Source organism: Labrenzia sp. OB1, from assembly GCF_001624695.1.
Taxonomy (GTDB): Bacteria; Pseudomonadota; Alphaproteobacteria; order Rhizobiales; family Stappiaceae; genus Roseibium.
Genome location: NZ_JSEP01000017.1, coordinates 20,901 through 45,300, shown reverse-complemented (window position 1 = coordinate 45,300; position 24,400 = coordinate 20,901). Strand labels below are relative to the sequence as shown.

Sequence of the window (24,400 nt, the reverse complement as noted above, 5' to 3'; positions counted from 1 at the left end):
ATGTCCGATCTTGTTCCCTTTGATCTGCGCTGCGAATTGCTCGCGGCCCCTGTTGGCCTGAACACCGAAACACCGCGGTTCGGCTGGGCGCTTGAGTCGGGCCGGAATGAGGACCGGCAGACCGCCTATGAAATCTGCGTCGGCGACGACGCGGATGCGGTTGCGCAAGGATGCGGCAATTTCTGGTCATCGGGGAAAGTCGCCTCCGACGCACAGCTCCATATTCCCTATGACGGCAGACCGCTGACATCGGATCTGACGTTGCACTGGTCCGTGCGCGTCTGGAACCGGGATGACCAGCCGTCCGCCTGGGCCGGCCCCGCCAGCCTGATGACCGGCTTGATGCAACGCGGCGATTGGGATGCACAGTGGATCGCCCGTTATTTCGTATTGCCCGCGGGCCGCGAAATTCCCGCCGACACGCTTTACGACAATCCATGGCAGGCACGTCCCGCCGACTACCTGCGGCGGGAGTTCAGCCTTCGCGGTCCGCTCATCCGTGCGACGGTCTATGTCACGGCGCTGGGCCTGTACGAACTCTATCTCAATGGCAAGCGCGTTGGCGACGAGGTCATGGCGCCGGGCTGGACCGACTATCATCAGCGTGTGCTCTATCAGAGCCATGACGTTACCAATCTGGTTCGCACCGGAGAAAATGCGATCGGCGCGATCCTGGGCGAGGGCTGGTACAGCGGCCGCGTCGGGCACAACCAGCGCCGTGCCGGAAATCACTACGGCGGCCGCCCGGCCCTGTTCTGCCAATTGCATCTGACTTACCGCGACGGGTCAGTCGAGCGCATCCTCAGCGATGCCGCCTGGCGCACGAGCCAGGGGCCTGTCTGCTATTCGGATTTCCTGATGGGCGAACATTACGACGCGCGTCTCGAGCTTGACGGGTGGGCGGAGGCCGGGTTCGACGACGCGGCATGGCAACCGGTGGAGGTGTTCGTCCCCGATCCGCGCGAGCCGCTGTTGACGGCGGCGAAAAGCCAGCCTGTCCGGGAGGTCGAACGGTTCGAAGGGCGCTATTTGCATGAAAGCGGGAATGGCGGGCACATTTTCGACTTCGGCCAGAATTTCGCCGGCTATGTGGAACTGAATGTCCGGGCTCAAAGCGGTGATACATTCACCTTGCGCCATGCTGAAATTCTCGACGGAGAGGGCGGTCTCTATACGGCGAACTTGCGTCACGCGGTGTGTACCGACCACTATACGGCCTGCGGAAAACCGCAGGAAACCTTCAAGCCCCGCTTCACCTTTCACGGCTTTCGCTATGTGGAGCTGACCTTGCCGGATCATGTTGCCCTTGACGACATCGGGCTGACCGGCATCGCCATTCAATCCGACACGCCCAAGACCGGTGCGCTCCAGACGGGTAACGAGCTGGTCAATAAACTCATTGCCAATATCGAATGGAGCCAGCGCGGCAACTTTCTGTCCGTTCCGACCGACTGCCCGCAGCGCGACGAGCGTCTTGGCTGGAGCGCCGATGCCCAGGTGTTCTGGCGTACAGCCGGCTACAATGCGGATGTGTCTGCTTTCTATGCCAAATGGGTCGATGACATTATTGATGCGCAGTTGCCCGACGGAGCCTTCACCGATATCGCGCCTTCACGGCCGCTCAACCCGTACAGGCAATCCGCCCAGCCAGGAGCGCCCGGCTGGGGAGACGGGCCCGTCATCATGGCCTGGCAGCATTATCTGCGCTATGGCGACGTGCGCCTTTTGAAGACCGTCTATCCTTCGCTGCTGCGCTGGATGCGGCACGTCTCGGAAGCCAATCCGGACTTTGTGCGCCGGAATGCCGTTTACAACAATTATGGCGACTGGCTGAGCGTCGGTCCGGTTTCGGACCGCACCATGGTGGCGACTGCCTACTGGGTGCATGTCGCAGATGTCATGGGGAAAATCGCAGCGGCGCTGAACGAGCATGCAGACACATCGGCCTTTGCTGCACAGGCCGCGAATGTGCGCAAGGCATTTTTCGAGACCTTCGTATCCGACAACGGTGAGATCAGCGGCGATACCCAGACCGCCTATCTGCTGGCGCTCGATTTTGACATTCTGCCGCCCTCATTGCGCGGTGCAGCCGAGGAACGGCTTTCAAGGAAGCTCGAACAGGCCGATAACCACCTGCAAACCGGATTCCTGGGCGTCAAGCACCTGTGCCCGGTTCTGGCAGATATCGGGTCTCCGGAGTTGGCCTACACCCTGCTGCTCAACGAGACCTACCCGAGCTGGGGCTTTTCAATTCGTCAGGGCGCAACAACGATCTGGGAACGCTGGGACGGCTGGACACCGGAAAAGGGCTTCCAGAGCGCCAATATGAATTCATTCAATCACTATGCCTACGGCTCTGTGGGCGAGTGGCTTTATGCGCGCATGGCAGGCATCGACTGGGATGAAAACGACCCCGGATTTCGCACAGTGCGCATGCGGCCGCTGTTCGATCGCCGAATTGGATGGATCGATGCGAGTTACCTTGCAGCAACCGGTCTTGTGCGCAGCAAGTGGACCTGGCACGGTTCTGGAATCGACTGGACAATCGAGGTGCCACCCAACTGCAGGGCAATGATTGAATTGCCGTATCATCCGGATTCAATCAACTGCGGCGGCAAGGCCCTCAACGAAGCCGGCATGTCCTTCACCTTTGAAAACGGCAAGGTCTTGCTGCAGGTGAAGTCCGGTCATTTCAGCTTCGCGATCAGTCTCCGGGAATGACCGTTCCATGGTCCTGACAAAGTCGTAGCCTGACCACCGTCATTCCGGCCAAGCGAGGCGCGAGCCGGGGTCTTCAAACCGCTGTGTCGGGGATGAGAATTGCAGGTTTGTCGCCAGACTAAAGGGCCGCCGTAGCGGCCCTTTGCATCTTCGGGTCTTTTCGCTCAGACGGCCTGCAGGGCGCCCGGGTTGTCGGCCTGCTGGCGCAGGGCCAGTTTGTTCATGGCCGACACATAAGCGCGGGCGGAGGCGACCAGCGTATCGGTGTCCGCGCCCTTGCCGGTTGCGATCCGGCCGCCGGCTTCCAGCCTTACGGAGACTTCGGCCTGCGCGTCCGTGCCTTCGGTCACTGCATGAACCTGATAGAGCGACAGGGTCGCCTCATGCGGCACGATGGACTTGATCGCGTTGAAGGTGGCGTCGACCGGGCCGTCGCCGGTGGCTTCCTTGGTGATATGCTGGCCGGCCACATCCATGGTCAGGATCGCCTTCTGCGGGCCGCCGGTTCCGGCGATTACCGTCAGCGCGATCACCTTGGTGCTTTCGCCCAGGATGGTGATCTCGTCCTCGACCAGCGCCTCGATGTCTTCGTCGTAGACATGCTTCTTGCGGTCGGCCAGATCCTTGAAGCGTCGGAAGGCGTCCTGCAGGGCATTGTCGCCCAGATCGAAACCCAGTTCCTTCAGCTTGTCGCGGAAGGCGTGGCGGCCGGAGTGCTTGCCCATGACCAGTGAAGTGGCTTTGACGCCGACATCTTCCGGACGCATGATTTCGTAGGTCTCGGCGTTCTTCAGCATGCCGTCCTGATGAATGCCGCTCTCGTGCGCGAAGGCGTTCTTGCCGACGATCGCCTTGTTGTACTGCACGGCGAACCCTGATGCCCCGGCCACCATCTTGGAAGCGCGCACCAGAAATTTCGGGTCGATCTGCGTCACGTAGGGCATGATGTCGCTGCGGGTGCGGACCGCCATGACGATCTCTTCCAGAGCCGCGTTGCCGGCCCTTTCGCCGAGGCCGTTGATGGTGCACTCGATCTGGCGGGCGCCACCGGCGACACCGGCCAGCGAGTTGGCGACCGCCAGCCCCAGGTCGTCATGGCAATGGACGGAAAAGATCGCCTTGTCGCTGTCCGGAACCCGTTCGCGGATCTGTTCGAACATGGCCTTGTACTCGTCCGGCGTCGCATAGCCGACCGTGTCCGGCAGGTTGATGGTGGTTGCGCCGCATTTGATCGCGGCATCGACGCAGCGGCACAGATAGTCGATCGGGGTGCGGGTGGCGTCCATGGCCGACCATTCGACATCGTCGATCAGGTTGCGTGAGCGGGTCACCGTGTCGGTGATGATGTCCAGAACCTCGTCTTCCGTCTTGTTCATCTGGAATTTCAGATGGATCGGCGAAGTGGAGACGAAGGTGTGGATGCGGCCCTTGTCGGCGTGTTTCACCGCAGCGCCACAGCGGTCGATGTCCGCGTGGATGGCGCGGGCCAGTCCTGCGATCACCGAGTTCTTCGAGCGTTTGGCTATTTCGCTGACGGCTTCAAAATCGCCGTTGGAGGCAATCGGAAACCCGGCCTCGATGATGTCGACGCCCATCTCGTCGAGAATTTCGGCAATCTGCAGCTTTTCTTCCAATGTCATGGACGCGCCGGGCGATTGCTCGCCGTCGCGCAAGGTGGTGTCGAAGATGCGGACCTGCTCCGTGGAGGTATTGGCAGTCATGGTTGTTTCGTCCCTGGCTTGGATCGGGCCTTCCTGAATGCAAACGTCAGGAAGCAAGCGACGCGATCCGAATATCGTGATGCGTTGTCCGAAGTATCTCCCCTAAGTGCCCGTTCCGCAACAACAAGCGGATCAGCCGACGCTCAGGGGCATCTAAGAAGGAGGAGGTCGCCAAGTAGGAGGAGGCCGCCGCGCAGGGCCTGCGCGTCGCAAGAACAACCGGAAATGTCGCGTGCCGCGATCATGGGTCTGTCTTTGGCCTTTGGTCGTCTTTCAAAAGGTCGTCCACCGAGGGTGGCTCAAAAGCGTGACCCGACGGTTAACGAGAATGTTCTTAAGACAGGATCGGCTTCGATGCAACCGGCTTTTGCCAGAGACGGCATGCTGGTTGCCGAACCGAAGATCCGTTGCAGACCTTCGTCGTCCCGGCCTTGAGCCGGGATCTCCCCCCAAGGTTACGAAGTTGCCCCGGCTCAAGGCCGGGGCGACGAAGCGTTGGAGAGCGTATCGGGATTTGTTGAGCAGAGGCTGCGGGAACCTGGCCTCAAGCCCCATACCTGTCCCGCCGTCTGACCCACGCCATCGGATAGTCGAGGGCCTCCTCGTGGCGGCCCATGGGGGTGAGGTCGAGGATGTTGTAGGCCGTGTTGAGGATGTCGATGCCGCGGCCATAGGTGGAGTAGCTGTGGGCGATGCGGCCGTCTGCCAGTTTCAGGAAGGTGCTGATGCCGGGCATTTCCTCGCCGAAGATCTTGTTCGTATAATTGTATCCGCCGGCCAAGGTTGGCTGCGTGCCTGGGAAGGTGACGCCGAATCCGTTGCCGGCGGTGGAGACCCAGTCAAAGCTCCAGCTCATGCGTTTCCTGTAAGCCAACAGCTTTTCGAGCGGTGCGTTGGAGATGCATACCAGCGCGCTGTCACGGGCGGCAAGGTGGACGTCAAGGCGTTCGTAATTGTCCGCCCAGAAGGAACAGCTAGGGCAGCCTTCCTCCCAGGTTTCGCCGAACATGAAGTGATAGACGACCAGTTGCGGGTGCGGGCCGAACAGATCGGCGAGGGATCTGCTTCCTGATGGCGTGTCGAACTGATAGTCCTTCTCGACAATCACCACGGGCAGATCCCGGCGCGCGGCGGCGAGGGCGTCGCGTTCGCGGGTGAAGGCTTTCTCGCGCTCCAGAAAAACCTTTCTCGCTTTCAGCCAGTCTTCGCGGCTGACGATGTTCGGATGGGACATGGTGTTCTCCTTTGGGTCTGGGGATCAACCAGCTTGTTGCGTGAAGAAGTCCGCCAGGTATTCAAAACAACCGTTCCAGCCACCACCGGTGCCGCGGCGGGCATCCTCGGTCTTGATGGCCTCGTGGCGCAGGTTCACTTCCGTTGCCTTGCCGGCCTTCCGGAAGGTGACGATGACCCGGGAACTGTCGGTGGCATCCCGGGTTCCATCGGCAAACTCCTTGACGTGCCTCCAACTGAATTCCAGCCGGTTGGGCGCCTCTATCGCCAGATATTCGCCTTCGAAATGGATTTGCCTGTCTTCCGTCTTCTCGATGACGAAACACCAGCGGCCGCCGACCTTCAGATCGATTTGCGCCGAGACAAGGGCTCCGTTCTTAGGCACGAACCAGCAACCGATCTCATCGGCTTCGGTGAAGGCCCGGAAGACGCGAGCCGGGGTGGCACGGAAAAGACCCTCGACGATGATCGGCTCCCGTCCCGGGTCCGATTTCAGGAATTCACGGTCAGACTGTTGAACGGTCATTTTTCACGGCCTTCCTTGGCGAGATGGCGAGCGAGGGCGTCGAAGCGGTCGACCCAGAAGGCCTCGTATTTGCCGAGCCAGTCGACGGCTTCCTTGATCGGTGCCCCCTGGAGGCGGCAATGGCGTGTGCGACCGCGCTTTTCGATCTCGACCAGTCCCGCGTCGGAGAGAACCTTAAGATGTTTCGACACGGCCGTGAGCGACATGTCGAAAGGCTCTGCAAGATCGGAAAGGGATGTTTCCCCATCGGCGAGACGGGCGACGATGGCGCGCCGGGTGCTGTCGCTGAGGGCTGAAAAGGTTGAATCGAGTTGGGGCATTTCCGTCACCGACATAAAGTGAACCTTTTGGTTGACTAAAATTAAGTTCCATTATAGTCAACTAATTGGTTGAGTAAAGTGAGGCACATTCACCGACTCAAACTTTCAAGCGCAAGGGGCCCGACCCGACCGCACATGACATTCAGACAGGAGTCACGGACATGAAACTCTATACGACGAATTTTTCGCCGAATTGCCGCCGCGTCGAAGCGGTTCTGCATCACCTGGGCCTTTATGAAGAAGTTGACGTCCAGAGGCTGAATCTGATGGCAGGGGAACATCAGCAGGATGCAGTGCGCGCCGCCAATCCCAACGTGAAAGTTCCGACCCTTGTCGCCGGGGACCTGAACCTGTGGGAAGCCAATCCGATCATGATCTATCTTTGCGACCGGGCCGGTGCGGAAGAGTTCTGTCCTTCGGATCTGAAAACCCGGTTCGAAATCCTGCGCTGGATGTCCTGGGAAGTGCAGCACTATAACCGGGCGCTCGGCGAGATCCTCTGGGAAACATTCGCGAAGTCGATGTTTGGCGGAGGTCCGGCGGATCAGAACAAGGTCGATGCCGGACTGGAGAACTTTCACCGCTTCGCTGCTGTCCTTGAGGGCCAGCTTGCGGGTCGGGACTTCGTTCTGGGAGACACGCTGACAGTCGCGGATTTCGCGGTGGGTTCACACTCAGCGCTGGCGATGGTTCCCGGGTCGCAGGTGCCGCTCGACGATTATCCGACTATCAAGGCGTGGTGTCTGCGACTTGAGAGCATACCTTCCTGGGGCGCGACCGCACCTGATACCCGGGCCGAAGCTGCAGAATAGGCAAGTAGCACCGGTGATGGCACCGGAGTGCCGTCACCGGGATGCCGACGGGCTTTCAAAGACCTTGACCGCCGGACGCCTCGATACGTTGTCCGGTGATCCAACCGGTCTCACCGGAAAGCAACGCGGCGATTGCGCCGCCGATGTCGTCCGGCAGGCCGGCCCGGCTCATCGCGGTCATGGAAGAGATCATCCGGTTCACCTCGGGATTGTCGCGCACGGCGCCGCCGCCGAAATCGGTCTCGATGGCACCGGGCGCGAGCGTGTTGACGGCGATGCCTCTGGGGCCGAGTTCCTTTGCCAGATAACGTGTCAGCACCTCGACCGCGCCCTTCATGGAGGCATAGGCGGCGTAGCCCGGCATCGCAAACCTTGCCAGGCCCGACGAGATGTTGAGGATGCGGCCGCCGTCGGCAATACTCGGAAGAAGATGTTGGGTCAGGAAGAAAACCCCCTTCACATGCACATTCATGAGCTGGTCGAAGTCTTTCTCACTGGTCTCCTCAAAGGAATTGCGAATACCCATACCCGCATTGTTGACCAGGAAGTCGAAGGTCGTGCGCTGCCAGGTCGCGGCGAGGGCTTCGCTGAGGCGCATTTTGAAGTCCGGGAAACCGGAAATGTCGGATGTGTCCAGTTGCAGGGCGAAGGCCCTGGCGCCGAGCGCCTGGATTTCGGCGACGGCGGAGTCGGCCGCCGTCTTTTCGGAGCGGTAGGTGAAGATGCTGTCGATGCCGCTTTCGGCAAGATGAAGAACTGCGGCGCGGCCGAGGCCGCGGCTGCCGCCGGTTACAAGTGCGATTTTGCGATCCCGGGTCATGATGGTCGTTCTCCTGGGGCTGGTGTCATGTGATACGTTCCGGAGATAGCTTTTCACGTCGCGCTGTGCCTGCCGGTTTCTCCAGGATATTTGCCTGATCCTCCACGGATGAAATTGAGAGGTCTTGCCAGCGGGCGACCCTTGGCTTATCGGCTGGACCAAAGGAGATCGTGATGCGGGCCCTGCTGCAAATCCCGATGCAAACAGACGAACTGGTACAAAGGCTCATAGATTTCGCCGATGCGTCCGGGGCCGATGGTGAGCCGCAGCCGGTCGGGATCGCCGGCATGACCCTCGTGCGCCAACGCCGGCCAAGGTCGATCAGCCCGTCCGTCTACCAACCGATCTTCTGCCTGGTTCTCCAGGGAGCGAAGGAAATTCATCTCGGTTCCGGGATTGTTCGTTTCGGCAGGCTGCAGTCCCTGATCGTCGGTCTGGACCTTCTGGCAAGTGCTCGGATCGTGACCGCAAGTTCTGCGGAACCCTATGTCGCCCTGGCGTTAAAGCTGGACATGGGCCTGATCAGGGAACTCGCGGCGGAGCTTCCGGACAGAGCCGGCAGCTCAAGGGGAGCTGCGGTTGAGAGTGGCGCGGCCGATGCTGCCGTGGTTGACGCCATGCGCCGGCTGTTCGACCTGGCGTTCATGGACGAGGCCCGGCAGGTGCTGGAGCCTATGGTGCGGCGGGAAATACACTACTGGCTTCTGAGCGCCGGCCATGGCCGTATTTTGCGGGAACTGGCGGTCAGGGACAGCCGGGCCAGCAGAGTGGCACGGGCGGTCGCAGCGATCCACAGGGACTATGCATCGGTGCTGAAGATCGAGAACCTCGCCCGGCTGGCCGGAATGAGCGTGTCTGCCTTTCACGCGGGCTTCAAGGAATTGACCGGCTCCAGCCCGCTGCAGTTCCAGAAGCAACTTCGCCTGATCGAGGCGCGGCGATTGCTGCAGGGGGAGGGGGTGTCCGTTTCCGGTGCAGCTTTTCAGGTGGGCTATGAAAGTGCCAGCCAGTTCAGCCGGGAATATTCCAGGCAGTTCGGTGTTTCACCGCGTGTTGACAAGGCGCTGGAGATCGCCTTGTCCTGAACCCGGACAGTGAACGCTTCAAGCCGGATCTAGAGAAACAGCTCTCCCCGGGCCACCAGCGTGGCCTGGCCGCCGATACGGACCGCGTGCATTTTTCCCGCCTCGATGTCGATTTCCAGATCGATCAGCGAGGGGCGGCCCATCTCGAATCCCTGTTCGATCCTGATATGATGGGTGCCGTTTGGCAGGTCGTCGTAATAGTCGACGACACCGGCAAAGGCGGCGGCGGCAGACCCCGTGGCGGGATCTTCCGGGATGCCCATGTCGGGAGCAAACAGGCGGGCGTGGAAGGCGCTGTCGTGAGAACGGGTTTCGCGGCAGTAGATATAGGCGTCGCTATGCTCATCCTTGCCGAATCCGGCCTTCCACATGGAGGCCACGGGTTTGGCGCGGGCCAGGGCGTCCAGGTCGCGGACCGGAACGAAGGTGAAGGGCGGCCCGACACGGAACCTCGAAGGCGAGTGGTTTTCGAAACCGATGTCGGACGGTTCCAGATTGAGCGCGGCGGCAATCACATCGACACTGTGGGTGGGACCGGCCGGCTCGGGCAGGATCGGCACATCGAACTCGGCGAAAGCGGCCGCGTTTTCGCGCAGGATGACAGCGCAGCGCACGGGACCGATCTTCTGTTTCAGCACCACCACGGAATCCTGTTCGCCGGTAATGTCGCCGAAGCGTTCCGTCGCCATCAGGATGGCGGTACCGACGGTGGGATGGCCTGCAAAGGGCAGTTCCAGCTTCGGGGTGAAAATCCGAATGCTTGCGGATTGTCCCGGATGTTCGGGAGGGAATGCGAAAACCGTCTCCGACAGATTGAACTCGCCGGCGATTTTCTGCATCTGCTCGTCGCTCAAGCCTTCCGAGTCCAGAACCACCGCAAGAGGATTGCCGGCAAGACTGGTGTTGGTGAAGACATCCAAGATGGCGTAGCGACGGCCCATTTATTCATTCTCCCTGGCGATTGATGCCGCAGCGGCTCGTAAGGTGAGCGGACTTTTGCATTTCTAGGCAAGTCCCGCCAGTGCCTAACAGTCTTTCTTGGTGAACAAATTGTTGCCACCCGAAACACCAAGCCTAAGCCGAATTCACCAGGTTAAACTGGGCCCGAGGGCATCAGATACGCGCCTATGGCACGGGCATAATGCGTGATTGCAGGATCAGTCAGATCTTCCTGACCGCGGACGATGCGGATATCAGCCAGTTCCTGTTCTTCAGAAGCTTCTGAAAAGCGCAGAATGTTTTGCCGCAGGGCGTCGGCTTTCCTGTCGATATCGAAAACCTGAGCGAGGGCAATGCGCGGACCGTCGAAGGCGATCAGAAGATCGCCGGGGCGTACATCCCTTTCAGACAGGCCGGTTTCTTCCGCCAGCTCCCGATAGATGGCGCCGATCACATCGACCTTGCCATCCGGTGTCAGATCGGTCGGATCCAGATTGCCACCGGGCGGATAGATCTGACCGGCTGTCGCCGTGCGTGCCGACATGACGCCGTAAAGAAGTGCCCCATCGGCGGATCTCAGTACCGCGGAGCCGAAGAGATTATAAGTGGAGGCATCGGGCGCACCCCATTCCTTCCAGGTCAGGAACGCGGCGTAGGAGCACTCGCAGCAAGTGCCCTTGAAGGCTCCGTCCTGGAAGCGGAAATCCGTGAGTTTCAGAGTGCGGCCGTTCCACAGGAGGGCAATGCGTTTCCTGGCTTCTTCGAAATGGGCGGCGATGGCGGCTTCATTCGCCGTCTCGAACGCCCACGCAGCAGGGGACAGATCGATGTCGATCGACGAGACCTTGTGAACACCGGGCTGCAAGACTTTCTCCATCATGGGGATCTCGCCCTCGGGCTGCATTTCGCTCGGACGGGTCGCCATTGTCCGGAAGCCGCGTTTTTCGTAAAAAGGCGCCGCATTGGTGTCCGATTCAAGGAAAAGCCGCGTGAGCTTGCGGGACCGGGCCACATCCTCGGCGCGGGTCAGCAGGAGATCGCCGATCCCCTGACATTGTGCCTCCGGTGCAACGAACAGGAAATCGATGAGGAGCGTTTCCTCGTCCTGCGGGGAAAGCCCGGAAAAGGCCACCGGATGCCCGCCCCGTTCCGCGACAGTGACGGCAAGGGATCTGATGGTGGCTTCCGAAATCCGCCATTGTGCCCGGAATTCCTCCATTTTCTCCTGGGGATATCCCCAGGAAGCCTTTGCCCGATGCATAACATCGGTCAGCGCCTGCGCATCGGCGATTGTGGCGGGGCGAAGCTTCAATGGCATGAGCGGTCCGGGGTTTCGAGCAAAGGTCATCCCTAGACAGAGATTGTGAACCTGACAAGGCAAGGCTTTAGCCGTGCGGAAGTCTGCTCCTTCGGATGCCGTGACCTTGCAGCGGCAGAGGGCGTCTCTATCGGATAAACGTGCCGTTCTGGAGTTCCGTGATTGCCCGGGTCAGTTCCTCGCGGGTGTTCATGACGATCGGGCCGTGCCAGGCGACGGGCTCACGGATCGGGGCACCGGAGACGAGCAGGAAGCGGATGCCTTCATCGCCTGCCTGGACGACGATCTCGTCGCCTGAACCGAAGATCACCAGCGAGCGGTTCCCGGTCTGGTCGCGGATCTTCAGCTCCTCGCCGCCGAATTCCTTTTCCGTCAGCACGCCGAGGGGTCGGAGGCGCCTTCGAAACTTCCGGACCCTTCGAACACATAGGCGAAGGTCTGCTTGTAGGTATCCACCTTGAAACGTTTTTTCTTTCCCGCAGGCACATGGATGTCGAGATATTGCGGCTCGGCGGCGATGCCGTCGACAGGTCCGCGTTTGCCCCAGAACTCGCCGCAGATGATGCGGACGGACGTGCCGTCGTCATCCACCTCGACGGGTATATCCTGACCCGCGACGTCCTGATAGCGCGGCTGTGTCATCTTCAGCGAGGACGGCAGGTTGGCCCAGAGCTGAAAGCCGTGCATGCGTCCGTTCGTGTCACCCTTCGGCATTTCCTGGTGCATTATGCCGCGCCCGGCGGTCATCCATTGCACGTCGCCGGCACCCAGATTGCCGGTGTTGCCCAGGCTGTCTCCGTGCTCGACGGTTCCGGCGAGCACATAGGTGATGGTCTCGATGCCGCGATGGGGATGCCAGGGAAACCCTTTCAGAAAGTCCTGCGGCCTGTCGTTGCGGAAATCGTCGAGAAGCAGGAACGGATCGAGTATGTCCGGATCCTGAAAGCCGAAGACACGCTCGAGCTTGACGCCCGCGCCTTCCATGGTCGTTTGCGTGCTTCCGATATGTGTAACCGGGCGTATGGACATGGGCGTCTCGCTTTCATCGAAGATTGCATGGCTCAAGATAGCGTCAATTTTCCAAAATCCCAGCGGGGCACAGCAGACGCAGTGTTTGCGCGACGTGGACAATCCCGGTTGCCCGGGGCAGATTCCTGTCAGAGGATGTCAGCAGGCCGGGCGTCTTGCATCTTGCGGCATTTCGGCCCACATGCCAGTGTGGCGCGCCAATTTGGCCGCCCGGTCAAATTCGATTTTCTCAACCGGTTGGAACTTCATGTCTGCCATACTGTCCGTCCGCGACCTGGAAAAAACCTATGAAGGCGGTTTCCAGGCCCTCAAATCTGTCTCGCTTGATATCCGCGAGGGGGAGGTCTTTGCGCTCCTTGGGCCGAACGGTGCGGGCAAGACCACGCTGATCAGCACGATCTGCGGTCTCGTGCGGCCGACATCGGGAAGCATCGATGTGGGCGGTCATGATGCCCTGAAGGATTTTCGCGCCGCTCGCCAGCTCATAGGTCTCGTGCCGCAGGAAATGCCGACCGCGCCGTTTGAAATGGTTGCCGACACAGTTGCCTTCAGCCGCGGGCTTTTCGGTCTGAAACCGGACCCGGCGCTGGTTGAAAGTATTTTGAAGGACCTGTCCCTTTGGGACAAGCGTGACAATTCGATCATGTCGCTGTCTGGCGGCATGAAGCGCCGCCTGCTGGTTGCCAAGGCGCTTGCCCATGAGCCTCGGCTCCTGTTTCTGGATGAACCTACGGCAGGAGTCGACGTGGAACTCAGACACGACATGTGGCGCATTGTCGGCAATCTCAAGGAGCGCGGCGTCACCATTATCCTGACGACGCATTATATCGAGGAGGCCGAGGAAATGGCCGACAGGGTGGGGGTGATCAACGGCGGTGAAATCATCCTCGTGGAGGACAAGGCCGAACTGATGCGCAAGCTCGGACGCAAGCTGCTGACGCTCAACCTGAGTGAACCGCTCGGCGCCTTGCCGGCAGGCCTGGCTCAATATGATCTGAAACTGGCAAACGACGGCAACAGCCTTGTCTACACCTATGACACGCACGCGGAGCGTACGGGTATCACGTCGCTTCTGACGGACCTGTCGGCGGCCGGCGTTCGGTTCCAGGATCTGCAGACCGACCAGTCCTCGCTTGAGGACATTTTTGTCGATCTGGTGAAAAGCGGGTAGTGATGGCCATGGCTTATGACTTCGCCATTCGCAGGGCGGAACCCGGCGACAGGGACGCTCTGACAGACCTGTGCATGCGCTCGAAGGGATCGAACGGCTATGACGAGGCGTTCATGGCGCAGTGCGCGGAAGAATTGCGGGTTCGCGACAGCTGGATCGCGGACGACCACTTTTGGCTTGCGGAGACCGTCGGCGGGAAACCGGTCGGCTGCATCCGCCTGAGCATTGCGGGAGACGGTGAAACAGGGGAAGTCGGCACCTGTTTCGTCGATCCGGACTGGAAGGGCAAACAGGTCGGCCGCCTTCTTTTTGGACCTCTTTTCGATGAAGCCAGAGGCCGGGGGCTGAAGCGGATTGGGCTGGACTCCGATCCGTTTGCCGAAGCTTTTTATGTCCGCATGGGCTTCACCACAATCGGCCGGTCTCCCTCCGGCTCCATTGCGGACCGCACTTTGCCGCGAATGGAACTGCTGCTGGACAGCGATCAGGTTTAGAGACGGAAATTTCATGAATTTCGAAGCAATCAAATCCATCTATCTTGCCGAAATGGCGCGCACCAGACGCACGATCATGCAAAGCATCATCTCGCCGGTGATCTCGACCGTGCTCTATTTTGTGGTTTTCGGTGCCGCGATAGGCTCGCGTATCACGGAGGTGGACGGGGTGAGTTACGGGGCCTTCATCGTCCCCGGCCTGATCATGCTGTCGCTGATGACGCAGAGCCTGTCCAATGCATCTTTCGGAATCTATTTTCCCAAGTTCACCGGGACGATCTTCGAGGTTCTGTCTGCGCCCGTCTCGTTTCTGGAGATCACCATCGCCTATGTCGGCGCCGCGGCGACGAAATCCGTTCTGGTCGGGATGATCATCCTGATCACGGCGAATTTCTTCGTGCCACTGGAAATCCAGCATCCTGTCTGGATGGTGGCGTTTTTCGTGCTGACGGCGGTGACCTTCGCCCTGCTTGGCTTCATCATAGGCATCTGGGCGGACAATTTCGAGAAGCTTCAGTTCGTTCCGCTTCTGATCGTCACGCCGCTGGCATTTCTGGGCGGCAGCTTTTATTCCATCAACATGCTGCCGGAATTCTGGCAGAAGGTGACCCTGGTCAACCCGGTTGTCTATTTGATCTCCGGTTTCCGTTGGAGTTTCTACGGACAGGCGGATGTGAGCTTGTGGCTGTCACTGGTCGCAACGATGATCTTCCTTTTCGGATCGCTTGCGATCATACATCGTATCTTCAAGACCGGTTATCGCCTGAAACCGTGATGGGGAAGACCGGATAGGAATGGGGCCGGGAATGGGCTGGAGCGCACATCTGAAAATGACGGCTGCTGCCGGGCTGGCCGTGGTGCTGGCAGCGTGTCAGACAGCGCAGCCTCCCTCCGTAGCCTCGCCAGCGCCATCGGGTGCTGCCGTCCAGAGCGCTTCCCTTCCGGTTGTCAGCTATGCACCGGCCACCGCCGTCGAGCGCGGCTATTCAGCCCTGGTCGTGAATGCCGCGACAGGGGAAGAGCTTTATGCGGTCGATGCGGACGCTGCGCGCTATCCTGCCTCCCTCACCAAGATGATGACGCTCTACCTGCTGTTCGAGGCGGTTTCCGAGGGGCGCTATTCACTGTCGTCGCCTCTCACCGTCTCGGCGAATGCGGCATCTCAGCCTCCGGCGAAGCTCGGGCTGAAGGCCGGATCCACGATCACCGTGGAACAGGCTGCCCGGGCCCTGGCAGTGAAGTCCGCCAACGACGTTGCCGTGACGATTGCCGAAAATCTTGCCGGCAGCGAAGCCGTGTTTGCCCGGCAGATGACGCAACAGGCTCGGGCGATGGGTCTTTCCAGAACCCGTTTCGTCAATGCGACCGGTCTTCCCGATCCGGTCCAGGTGACCACGGCACGGGACATGGCCACCCTTGGCCGGGCCCTTAAGCGCCGCTTTCCGCAATATGCAAGCTATTACCGGGCCAAATCGGTTTCATATGATGGCCGAACGTTCCGGGCGACCAACAATCTTCTCGGCAAGGTTCCCGGCGTCGATGGCCTCAAGACCGGCTATATCCGCATGTCCGGCTACAATTTGGTCGCGACCGCGAACCGTGGCGGTAAACGGCTTGTCGTCGTCGTGATCGGGGGCAAGAGCGAGGCCGCGCGGGACAGGGAAGTCACCCGGTTGATAAAGGCATATTTCTAACATACGGCGCTTTCAGCGCACGGCCGCAAAAAAGGCCCCGCCGAAACCGGCGGAGCCTTGTGTCTGGTGACGATCCCGAAAGATCAGTTCTTTGTCTTGTCGACCAGTGCGTTGGACTTGATCCACGGCATCATGCCACGCAGTTTCTCGCCGACTTCCTCGATCTGGTGAGCGTCGTTCAAACGCCGGGTCGCCTTGAACTTGGCAGCACCCGCCCGGTATTCCTGCATCCAGTCGGACGTGAACTTGCCGGTCTGGATGTCGGTCAGAACGCGCTTCATTTCCGCCTTGGTTTCGTCGGTCACGATGCGCGGGCCGGTGACATACTCACCCCATTCCGCGGTGTTGGAGATGGAGTAATTCATGTTGGCGATGCCGCCTTCGTAGATCAGATCGACGATCAGCTTTACTTCGTGCAGGCATTCGAAATAGGCCATTTCCGGCGCGTAGCCGGCTTCAACCAGTGTTTCGAAACCGGCGCGGATCAGCTCGACCAGACCGCCGCAAAGAACGGCCTGTTCGCCGAAGAGGTCGGTTTCGCACTCTTCCTTGAAAGTGGTCTCGATGATGCCGGAACGACCGCCGCCGACGCCGCAGGCGTAGGAGAGGCCAAGGTCGTGCGCGTTGCCCGATGCGTCCTGATCGACAGCGATCAGGCACGGCACACCGCCACCTTTTTCATATTCGCCGCGCACAGTATGGCCAGGGCCCTTCGGAGCGACCATCAGAACGTCGACGGTGGACTTGGCTTCGATCAGTCCGAAATGCACATTGAGGCCGTGAGCGAAGGCGATTGCCGCGCCGTCACGGATGTTGCCGGCGATATGGTCGCGGTAAATGTCGGCCTGCAGCTCGTCCGGAGCAGCCATCATCATCAGGTCGGCCCAGGCGGCGGCATCGGCGACGTTCATGACCTTGAAGCCGTCGGCTTCGGCCTTGAGCGCGGTGGTGGAGCCATCGCGCAGGGCAACGGCAACATTCGCGCAACCGCTGTCCTTGAGGTTCATCGCATGGGCGCGGCCCTGCGAGCCGTAGCCGATGATGGCGACTTTCTTGGATTTGATAAGATTCAGATCGGCGTCACGATCGTAATAAACGCGCATGGGGTGTCCTTTCTCCCGTTTGCATTCTGATTTTTTTTAAAAGCCGGATTTCAGGCCGGTCTTTGTTTTCGTCTGGCCGGCGGGGCTCATGCCCCGAACAGCCGGTAAAAGCGGTCAACGGCCGTTTCGGCCTGGGCTTTCAGATCCTTTTCGGCGGGGCCAGCGGCCTCACCGAGAAGCAGGCGGATGTGAACGTCCCGGATCGCAAGGCCGTAAAGCACCTGATAGGCGTCCTCGGCCCTGTCGAACTTCAAAAGCCCGTGGCGGCGGCCGCTTTCCAGCATGGCGCGCGCGCGGGCGGAGATCATATGTTTGCCGCGCACCAGCAGCAGCTGGCCGAGACGGTTGGAATTTGTATTGGACTGGCCGATGGACAGGCGGTTGAGCGCAAGCGATGTTTCGGAAAACAGCACCCCCAGCAGGGCTTCCACAAAGGCGGCTACGTGGGCGCGAAAGGTTTCGGCATCGGCGGTCGCGCCTGCTTCGGAGGGAAACTGCACCTGGCTGGCCTGAAAGGCGACGACTGCCGCCAGCAGGCCGTCCCGGTCCCCGAACCACTTGTAGAGGCTTTCCTTGGAACAGCTCGCCGTACGGGCGAGACCGGCCGTCGTCAGCGCTTTTTCCCCGCCTTCGACCAGCAGCGTCAGCGCGTGCTGGAGCACCACCTGCTGGCGCGGCGAGAACTCCGGCGCGGCGTCCGGACGGGAGGTGGCGATATCAAAGGCGGCTGCTGACATTTTTCAGGGCTTGATCAGGATTGGGTACAAAGAGAGGCGACTGATGCGAGGGAACCGTACCGTACGGTTCTGTCGAGGTTATGACATTGGCTGAAAAAGAGGTCAAGAGCTTTGTCGGCAATTTTGAGTGCAGACGTGGCGAGTGCACTGGACCTTCTGTCTTTGAAACCTGGCTGAATACCCTTGATGAAAGAATCTGCCCGAAGATTTTGAGGGGTTGTGTGAAGTATCGTTATAAAATGGAATAAAAATATATCGCAATAAATCACAATGTCATTGTTGACGCTCGTTCTATTTGCGAATTCATACAGTAAAAGAGAATCTTCAAAATTATAATAATGTTAGTTTGTTTGTGTTTTTATATTAAAATCTTGATGCGTCGGGAATTGTAAATGTTTAGCAAGTCAAGCGGTATGCGCGGCTGGTTTAATTTTGCGATATTGATCGCATTTATTGCGATCATGTTTGCTCTGGGCAATCTGGCAATCAAGCGATCTGTGGATGCGGTAATCGTGGCCAACGCGGAACGCAAGGCCACAAACTGGAGCCACTATCTCTCCACTGCCATGCCGGATCTTCAGGGCATGATAAGAACGGGCGAGGCGACGGCGGCGCAAAAGGCGGTCATCGACAAGGCGGTTCAGGTTGCGGACGTCTTTCGCTTCAAGCTTTTCAATGCTTCCGCGCAAATGGTGTTGATATCCGATGAACTCGGCAAGCCACTGGAAGTGGGCGCACAAACCGATCACAACGGATATGCGCGCAGGGTTCTGGATACCGGCCGTGCGATAATCGATGTTCAGGATGGCAGGCAGAAGGACAATCGCCCCGACCTTTATGTTGAAGCCTATGTTCCGGTGCTTTCCGGGAGCGGAGACTGCATTGGCGTCGTAGAAGTCTATCTTGACCAGACGCCTGTCGCCAATCTGTTCCAAAGCAAATTTTTTACTCTGGTGTCCTCGCTGGGCTTTGTCGTGCTCTTCAGTTTCGGGGTGCCGTTCCTCGCCTATTTCTTCAAATTGCGCCAACAGGTCAAGACCGACGCGAAGGTCCGTCTACTGTCCTCGCGCGATCAGCTTACCGGATTGCCCAATCGCTCGACCTTTTTTCAGAACGTTGAGGATGCCCGCCAGTCCGGTCGGCTGGACCTTCACAATGCGGCGATTGTCTTTATCGATCTGGACAACTTCAAAGCCATAAACGACACATTCGGCCACAAGGCCGGTGACGCGTTCCTGCGCCATGTCGGCAATGCAATCTCGTCCCATCTTTCGGATGGCGACCTTGCCGCGCGGTTCGGTGGCGACGAATTCATTCTGATCTCCGCAAACCGGACCATGGCAGAGGTCGAGGCGCTTATCGAAAGTCTCCGCAAATCCGTCAGTATGCCTGTGCGGGTGGATGGTATCGCGCTGACCGGTCATCTGAGCCTCGGTGTTCATTTTGATAATCTGGGCGACGTGAGCCTGAAAGACCGCATGCACAAGGCCGATATCGCTCTTTATCAGGCGAAGCTCATGGGACGGGACAATTGGGTGCTGTTCACGCCGGATCTTGAAGAGAAAATCGCCCGGCGGCGGTATGTGGAGGAATGCATCGTTGCCGGCTTCCCGCAGGACCGGTTCGAAGTGCACTACCAGCCGCTGATCGAACACTCCTCATCCGAGGTCGTCGGCTTCGAGGCGCTGTTGCGGCTCAGGGATGCCGGGGGAGACTTCATATCTCCCACGGAATTCATACCCGTTGCGGAAGACGCCGGTGAAATCAACAAGATCGGGATGTGGGTTCTCGAGGAAGCCGTAAAGACCGCCGCTACCTGGCCGGAGCCTCTGTTCGTTTCCGTGAACCTTTCGGCAAAACAGTTCGATGACGGCGAGCTGGTCGAGGCGGTGAAAACGATCCTCGACAAAGCCGGACTGCCTGCCAACCGGCTGGAACTTGAAGTGACCGAGAATACGCTTATCGAGCAGGAAGAAAAGGTGACCTGTCAACTGCGCGCGTTCAGCGCGATGGGCGTTTCCCTTGCCATGGATGATTTCGGTACGGGCTATTCGAGCCTGGGTTATTTATGGAAATACGCATTCGACAAGATCAAGGTCGACAGGTCCTTCATCACCTCCCTGACCGACATCGAAGGCAAATCGCTCCATGTGCTGGACACAATCATCGAGCTGGGACACCGGCTCGACATGACCGTGACGGTTGAGGGGATCGAAACGGAAGATCAGGTTCAAGCACTCCAGAAGTTGTCCTGCGATCATTTTCAGGGCTTCTATTACGGTGTGCCCATGCAGGCCAGCGACCTGGCACCCTTTGTGGCGGAAAATCTCGCTCAGGTGAAAGTCCGCGCGAAACGGCCGGTCGCTGTTTCGGAAATAAAGGCGTCCGGCTAGTGGTCACTGCGGCGAAAGCCCGGCCTCAGTCGGTGTGTTCTGTTGTCGTTTTGCCAGGTTCGGGGGAATGTCTCCGGGCGTGAACCACAGAGCCGGATCGTCCAGGGGTGTTTCAGGGCCGAGATTCGGATTGGGAATCCTGATCGTCCTGCGCTTGTCCAGGCCGACCCGTTCGATATCCTTCTGGAAATATTTCCAGAAGAGTCTGTCCAGCGATCCATCGGCGATCATCGACCTCAGACCCCGTTCGAAACGTTCCGCAAGGTCGGGCCGTTCTGGCGATACGAACAGATAGGTCGGGAGCGGGATAAAGAGCGTAAGGTTTTTCTCTATGGCGAGGTCCGGAATTTTTTCCGACCATTTCTCATATTCGAAAAAAATCTCGTCCATGCCTCGCGGCAGGTTCATGAAGCGCCCAAGCTCGAGCATTCGCAACAGGTGTTCCAGCGTTTCAGCCTTCACGACGTGGAGGCCGGCCTCTTCCATGACACGGCTTGTCGACCATTGAAGACCGGAACCGACGGAGAGACTTCTCAGGTCTTCCAGCGTTTCGATCCTTGAATGGGTTTCCTGATTGGCGCCAAGGATAAACAGGATGCGGTAGCCCTGGAGCCCCTTGCGCAGCGGAATTCGTATGGGGATCAATTCCGCTTCCCACTCCGGCTTGGTCGCCACAGCCGCATATTCGATCAGCTCGCCGCTAACAAGCTCGGACAGCAGCCGATCCCGAGACATGTCGTATGCGTTTGCGACCCGGTACTCAGCGGCGTCGGGCCCGTTCGTACGCCTGAGGATTTCGTCAATGACCTCATCGACATAGCCGTTGTTGGCTACTGGTGGTGTGGTTGAGGCGGCTGACTGTGCGAATCCCGGCTGCGTCGAAACATGAAAGGACAAAAAGGCAGCGAAAGTCAGGGTGAGCCTGCCTGCCGTTTTGAAGATATTTCCCAGCAATTTTCCTGTCGCTTCTGGCATTGCTCTTGTATTCTTTCGGAACGATTTAGCTAGTGCAAATAAAAAATGATAAAAATAGTTTTTTATTGTGTTGTCTTAAATTATGAGACGGCTCACCTTTTCGTAACATGACAAATTTACTGATGAAACCGCCCGTTGACCACCCGCCTCCGGCCTATAAAGCGGGCCTTCCTCGGTGTGCAAGTCTGGCGCGCGAACCCCTGCTGAGTGACTTCGCGTGAAAATCAGATATCCACGTGGATATTTGGGCCAGCACCAAAAAGTGGAAGAAACATGCGAGCGCGTGGGCCAGGCCTCGCGATCTTCAGGGCGCAGTATTCAGTTCGCTCAGCTATCCGAAAGGCCTGCCGCCCGCGCCAGCCAGGCCATCACCACCTTTGCCGTTTCCGTTTTCCGGCTGCGGTGTGAGAGGACTGCGTGATAGGCGTTGTCCGGTTGCAAGGGGGGCAGACCGGCGGGGACGAGGAGCCCGTTTTCGACCTGATCACCGGTGATCGAGCGCCAGCCGAGCATGACGCCATGGCCGGAGAGAGCGGCCTGGGTGGCCTGGACATAGTTGGAAAAGCGCAGACCTTTCGCGGAGCCTGCCGCTTTCAGACCGGTCCGGGCGAGATAATCGGACCAGGTGAGCCAGCGCCGGTCGGCAAAATCCACGTGGATCAAAAAGGCGGAGGCGAGACTGCCGCCGTTTTCCTCGATGCGCCTGGCAAGCGACGGGTCGCAGACCGGTTCAATGATTTCCGCGAACAGCAGGCGGACCTCGCCGTCATCCCAGCGGCCGTCGCCATAGCGCAAGGCGATGTCCGTGTCGGGTCCTAGCCGGGGAACCTCCTGCGCGGTGGTCTGCACGTTCACCGCGATATCCGGATGATCGAGATAGAAGGCTTCAAGACGCGGCATCAGCCAGTAGGTGGCAAAGCCGATGGTGCAGGCGATGGTGACGGTCGGAACATCAGAAGACGTGAGCACCCGGATCTCCTCCAGCGCCTCGGTCAACCGCTCGCGGTTTTCCGTCACGGCGGCCAACAGGATGGCGCCGGCTTCCGTCAAGCCTGCCGGGCGGGTGCTGCGGTCGAACAGCGCCGCGCCGATATGGTCTTCCAGTTGCCTCAGCGCCTGGCTGACGGCGGACATCGACACATTCAGGTCACCGGCCGCGCGTTTGGCGCTGCCCGCCCGCTGTACGGTTTCGAAAACACTCAGGAGCCGGAGCGGAGGGAGGCGGTGCATGATGTGCTCAAGTTAAGCATTAGATTAAGTTAACTTATGTTTTTATCGCCTTTTCAAACCAGCGCTGCAAGTTCAATTTGATCGAAGCACATGATTTGAAGGCTCTATCGCCTTTGGCTGCCTTGTGGTGGTCGAAGTCGCGAAATTAAGTTAAAGGTGAGAACCATGCTTGGAACCGGTGAAGCAGGTGTGCTTCTGCAGAAAAACGGTCTCGATGTGCCGCTCGGCGACGGGCGGACCGCCTATTTCAATTACTACTGGCTGCGCGACAATTGCCCGACCTCCTTCGACATGGAAACCCGGGAGAGGGTGTTCGACATCTTTGCCGAAGAAGATGCACCGAGAGCCGCATCCGCTGCGATTACCGGCGGTCATCTGGAGATCACCTGGCAAGGCTCCGGCCATGTCACCCGCATGCCGCTCGCCTTGCTGGGCGATCACGCGGGTGGCGAGAAGCGCTCCGATGCCGCCAATCTGCCACGTGTGCCCTGGTATGGGGACCACTATCCGAAGCTGGCGCGCTTTTCTTACGATGACCTTGTCGCGGAGCCGGCCAGCGTGCGCGACTGGAGTCGGGCCATGCTCATCGACGGTGTTGCGCTGCTGACGGGATTACCCGACACGGACGCGGCCCTGAAAGACACCGCCGGCTTGATCGGCCATGTGCGGCCGAGCTATTTCGGTCCGGATTTCGAGGTAAAAACCCACATCAAGCCAACCAACCTTGCCTTCACCTCCAAGGCGCTGCCCCTGCATACGGATCTGCCCGACGAAGACCTTGCGCCGGGCGTCCAGTTTCTCCATTGCCGGGCGAATTCCGTCGAGGGCGGCCAGAGCCTGTTCGTCGACGGGCTGGCGGTTGCCGAGGATTTTCGTGAACAGCACCCGGAAGACTTCGAGCTTCTGGTGTCGGTGGATGTGCCTTATTACTGCGAGCATGACACGTTCGACATGCGTGCTCGTCAGCATGTCATCGAGCTGGACGCGTATGGCAATGTTTCCGGTGTCACCATCAGCCAGCACCACGCCGATATTTTCGACATGCCGCAGCGGGACCTTGACCGCTTTTACCCGGCGTTTTGCCGCTTTGGCCGGATGATGCGGAAGGAAAAACACCTGATGCGGTTCCGTCTGAATGCCGGCGAGTGTATCGTTTTCGACAATCATCGCGTTGTGCATGGCCGGGCGGCCTATTCGGCCACGAGCGGCGACCGTCACCTGCGCGGCTGTTATATTGACCGGGGCGAGTTGCGCTCCATCTACCGGGTGCTTTCCGGCGAAGGGCGGTTCAAATGAGTGTTGTCACCGATGTCGCGTTCGGCTCCCCGGACAGGCAGTCCGAACAGGCCCTGCGCGAGGATCTTGCGGCCGCATTCCGGATCGCGGTCAGGATGGGCTGGCACGAGTCCGTCGGCAACCATTTCAGCGCGGTTGTCTCCGGGGACGGCTCGACGTTTCTCATGAACCCGAAGTGGCGGCATTTTTCCGATGTGAAAGCCAGCGACCTGCAGCTGCTCGACGCCCATGACGATCAGGTGATGGCAAGTGACGCTGCGCCGGATCCGTCCGCCTGGTGCATTCACGGCACGGTTCACCGGATGAATCCGGATGCCCGGGTACTGTTTCATTGCCACCCGCCCAATGCGACGGCGCTTGCGACCTTGCAGGATCCGTCGATGAAGCCGATCGACCTCAACACCGCGCGGTTCTTCGGCAAGGTCGCGGTCGATCTCGGCTTCGGCGGCATGGCCGATGAGGCGGAGGAGGGGCGGCGGATCGCCGAGACGCTGGGTGACAAGCCGGTGCTGGTCATGGGCAATCACGGGGTGTCGATTGCCGCCAGAACCGTGCCCGAAGCCTTCGAGCATCTGTATTTCTTCGAGCGCGCTGCCGAGACACTGTTGAAAGCCTATGCGACCGGCCAGCCGCTCGCCGTCATGTCCGACAACCTGGCCGCCAAGATGGCTGCCGAGTGGGAGCCATATGCCGGCATGGGCTATGCCCATTTCGATCACTGGAAGCAGGAACTGGACCGGACGGAACCGGACTACAAGGGCTGATCGATCTTGGCCATCAAGT

At 59.5% G+C, this 24,400-nt stretch carries 21 protein-coding genes and 1 pseudogene; 10 read left to right on the top strand and 12 right to left on the bottom strand.

Annotated elements, in window-relative coordinates; translation table 11 throughout:
- On the top strand, positions 1 to 2,721 hold the full coding sequence (locus OA90_RS20055; protein ID WP_068416409.1) for an alpha-L-rhamnosidase: 2,721 nt from the start codon (positions 1 to 3) through the stop codon (positions 2,719 to 2,721).
- Between the two features lie 164 nt (positions 2,722 to 2,885).
- Here OA90_RS20055 and OA90_RS20050 read toward each other — a convergent pair whose 3' ends face one another.
- From OA90_RS20050 to OA90_RS20035, 4 genes are all read right to left on the bottom strand, one after another.
- A complete protein-coding gene (locus OA90_RS20050) occupies positions 2,886 to 4,442 on the bottom strand; it encodes a 2-isopropylmalate synthase (RefSeq protein WP_068416601.1) in 1,557 nt (518 codons plus the stop codon).
- A gap of 544 nt (positions 4,443 to 4,986) precedes the next feature.
- Positions 4,987 to 5,676: a DUF899 domain-containing protein gene (locus OA90_RS20045; protein ID WP_068416406.1), complete on the bottom strand. Its 690-nt coding sequence runs from the start codon at positions 5,674 to 5,676 to the stop codon at positions 4,987 to 4,989.
- A 24-nt stretch (positions 5,677 to 5,700) separates the two neighbouring features.
- Complete coding sequence (locus tag OA90_RS20040) at positions 5,701 to 6,201, bottom strand: SRPBCC domain-containing protein (protein ID WP_068416401.1); 501 nt, start codon at positions 6,199 to 6,201, stop codon at positions 5,701 to 5,703.
- Complete coding sequence (locus OA90_RS20035) at positions 6,198 to 6,521, bottom strand: metalloregulator ArsR/SmtB family transcription factor (protein WP_156510574.1); 324 nt, start codon at positions 6,519 to 6,521, stop codon at positions 6,198 to 6,200. The genes OA90_RS20040 and OA90_RS20035 overlap by 4 nt, the downstream gene beginning before the upstream one ends.
- Before the next feature lie 161 nt (positions 6,522 to 6,682).
- On the opposite strand from OA90_RS20035, the gene OA90_RS20030 reads away from it, so the two are divergent.
- Positions 6,683 to 7,333 carry a glutathione S-transferase family protein gene (locus OA90_RS20030; protein ID WP_068416395.1) on the top strand — a complete coding sequence of 217 codons (651 nt, stop codon included), beginning with the start codon at positions 6,683 to 6,685 and terminating at the stop codon, positions 7,331 to 7,333.
- A gap of 55 nt (positions 7,334 to 7,388) precedes the next feature.
- Here the strand turns inward: OA90_RS20030 and OA90_RS20025 are convergent, their stop codons facing one another.
- Positions 7,389 to 8,153 carry an SDR family oxidoreductase gene (locus OA90_RS20025; RefSeq protein WP_068416393.1) on the bottom strand — a complete coding sequence of 255 codons (765 nt, stop codon included), beginning with the start codon at positions 8,151 to 8,153 and terminating at the stop codon, positions 7,389 to 7,391.
- A 173-nt stretch (positions 8,154 to 8,326) separates the two neighbouring features.
- On the opposite strand from OA90_RS20025, the gene OA90_RS20020 reads away from it, so the two are divergent.
- Positions 8,327 to 9,238 carry an AraC family transcriptional regulator gene (locus OA90_RS20020; protein WP_082837165.1) on the top strand — a complete coding sequence of 304 codons (912 nt, stop codon included), beginning with the start codon at positions 8,327 to 8,329 and terminating at the stop codon, positions 9,236 to 9,238.
- Positions 9,239 to 9,267: 29 nt separating this feature from the next.
- Here OA90_RS20020 and OA90_RS20015 read toward each other — a convergent pair whose 3' ends face one another.
- From OA90_RS20015 to OA90_RS20005, 3 genes and pseudogenes are all read right to left on the bottom strand, one after another.
- Positions 9,268 to 10,179, bottom strand: a complete 912-nt coding sequence (locus OA90_RS20015; RefSeq protein ID WP_068416385.1) for a PhzF family phenazine biosynthesis protein — start codon at positions 10,177 to 10,179, stop codon at positions 9,268 to 9,270.
- Between the two features lie 152 nt (positions 10,180 to 10,331).
- On the bottom strand, positions 10,332 to 11,495 hold the full coding sequence (locus OA90_RS20010) for a GNAT family N-acetyltransferase (RefSeq protein WP_068416382.1): 1,164 nt from the start codon (positions 11,493 to 11,495) through the stop codon (positions 10,332 to 10,334).
- Positions 11,496 to 11,622: 127 nt separating this feature from the next.
- A pseudogene (locus tag OA90_RS20005) lies at positions 11,623 to 12,524 on the bottom strand (pirin family protein).
- Positions 12,525 to 12,771: 247 nt separating this feature from the next.
- Here OA90_RS20005 and OA90_RS20000 point away from each other — a divergent pair.
- Genes OA90_RS20000 through OA90_RS19985 form a run of 4 tightly spaced genes read left to right on the top strand, consistent with a single transcriptional unit; the run spans position 12,772 to position 15,883 of the window.
- Positions 12,772 to 13,695, top strand: a complete 924-nt coding sequence (locus OA90_RS20000; RefSeq protein WP_068416374.1) for an ABC transporter ATP-binding protein — start codon at positions 12,772 to 12,774, stop codon at positions 13,693 to 13,695.
- An 8-nt stretch (positions 13,696 to 13,703) separates the two neighbouring features.
- The gene (locus OA90_RS19995; RefSeq protein ID WP_068416594.1) at positions 13,704 to 14,189 is read left to right on the top strand and encodes a GNAT family N-acetyltransferase; all 486 of its coding nucleotides are present in this window, start codon (positions 13,704 to 13,706) and stop codon (positions 14,187 to 14,189) included.
- A gap of 13 nt (positions 14,190 to 14,202) precedes the next feature.
- The gene (locus OA90_RS19990) at positions 14,203 to 14,964 is read left to right on the top strand and encodes an ABC transporter permease (RefSeq protein WP_068416371.1); all 762 of its coding nucleotides are present in this window, start codon (positions 14,203 to 14,205) and stop codon (positions 14,962 to 14,964) included.
- Positions 14,965 to 14,995: 31 nt separating this feature from the next.
- Positions 14,996 to 15,883 (top strand): D-alanyl-D-alanine carboxypeptidase family protein, encoded by an 888-nt coding sequence (locus OA90_RS19985; RefSeq protein WP_068416369.1) that lies wholly within the window; start codon positions 14,996 to 14,998, stop codon positions 15,881 to 15,883.
- Positions 15,884 to 15,966: 83 nt separating this feature from the next.
- Here OA90_RS19985 and ilvC read toward each other — a convergent pair whose 3' ends face one another.
- Positions 15,967 to 16,986, bottom strand: coding sequence for a ketol-acid reductoisomerase (ilvC, locus tag OA90_RS19980; RefSeq protein ID WP_068416367.1), 1,020 nt, complete (start codon positions 16,984 to 16,986; stop codon positions 15,967 to 15,969).
- An 86-nt stretch (positions 16,987 to 17,072) separates the two neighbouring features.
- Complete coding sequence (locus OA90_RS19975; RefSeq protein ID WP_068416365.1) at positions 17,073 to 17,723, bottom strand: TetR/AcrR family transcriptional regulator; 651 nt, start codon at positions 17,721 to 17,723, stop codon at positions 17,073 to 17,075.
- A 392-nt stretch (positions 17,724 to 18,115) separates the two neighbouring features.
- Here OA90_RS19975 and OA90_RS19970 point away from each other — a divergent pair, with 392 nt between their 5' ends.
- Positions 18,116 to 20,116: a bifunctional diguanylate cyclase/phosphodiesterase gene (locus OA90_RS19970; RefSeq protein ID WP_082837163.1), complete on the top strand. Its 2,001-nt coding sequence runs from the start codon at positions 18,116 to 18,118 to the stop codon at positions 20,114 to 20,116.
- Between the two features lie 3 nt (positions 20,117 to 20,119).
- Here OA90_RS19970 and OA90_RS19965 read toward each other — a convergent pair whose 3' ends face one another.
- Both OA90_RS19965 and OA90_RS19960 read right to left on the bottom strand, forming a co-directional pair.
- Positions 20,120 to 21,091, bottom strand: coding sequence for an ABC transporter substrate-binding protein (locus tag OA90_RS19965; protein WP_156510573.1), 972 nt, complete (start codon positions 21,089 to 21,091; stop codon positions 20,120 to 20,122).
- Positions 21,092 to 21,418: 327 nt separating this feature from the next.
- Positions 21,419 to 22,321: a LysR substrate-binding domain-containing protein gene (locus OA90_RS19960; RefSeq protein ID WP_068416354.1), complete on the bottom strand. Its 903-nt coding sequence runs from the start codon at positions 22,319 to 22,321 to the stop codon at positions 21,419 to 21,421.
- A gap of 165 nt (positions 22,322 to 22,486) precedes the next feature.
- On the opposite strand from OA90_RS19960, the gene OA90_RS19955 reads away from it, so the two are divergent.
- Entirely contained in the window at positions 22,487 to 23,617 is a 1,131-nt protein-coding gene (locus tag OA90_RS19955) for a TauD/TfdA family dioxygenase (protein WP_068416350.1), read from the top strand.
- A complete protein-coding gene (locus OA90_RS19950; RefSeq protein ID WP_068416348.1) occupies positions 23,614 to 24,381 on the top strand; it encodes a class II aldolase/adducin family protein in 768 nt (255 codons plus the stop codon). Before OA90_RS19955 ends, OA90_RS19950 begins: the two co-directional genes overlap by 4 nt.
- Positions 24,382 to 24,400 lie beyond the last annotated feature (19 nt).